General features: G+C 49.6%; 1 protein-coding gene. It reads right to left on the reverse strand.

Annotated elements, in window-relative coordinates; all coding sequences use genetic code 11:
- Nucleotides 1-361 (reverse strand): hypothetical protein (locus tag J7R05_RS08545; RefSeq protein ID WP_208541902.1); only part of this gene is annotated, 361 nt, incomplete at its 3' end.
- Nucleotides 362-413 lie beyond the last annotated feature (52 nt).

Raw genomic sequence — 413 nt, forward strand, 5'->3', positions numbered from 1 at the left:
AAAATATTTCTCTTTTTTCCCCCCCCTCTTTCCCCTTCCTCTTTCTTCTCCCCCTCCCTCTTCCTTTCTTCCTTCTCTCTCTCTCCTTCCCCCTTCTCCTTTCCTTTTTTTTTCTCCCCTTCTCTTCTCCCCCCTTCTCCCCCCTTCTCCTCTTTTCTCCCTTTTTTTTCTTTCCTTTTTTTTTCCCCCCTCTCCCCTCCCTCCACTTTCTCTCTTTTTCCCCCCCCCCCAACCCCTTCTTCTGCCCTTGTCGCTCTTTCCCCTCCTCCCTTCCTCTTTCTTTCCCTTTTTGTTGGTTTTTCTTTCTCTTCCTCCTCCTTTCCTCTATACCCCCCCTCTTCTCTCCAACCTGGCTCTCCATTTAAGCCTTTTGTTTATGCAGCAGCACTGGACCCTGGACATACACCAGCATC

This window comes from Bartonella capreoli (assembly GCF_902813205.1).
Classification (GTDB): domain Bacteria; phylum Pseudomonadota; class Alphaproteobacteria; order Rhizobiales; family Rhizobiaceae; genus Bartonella; species Bartonella schoenbuchensis.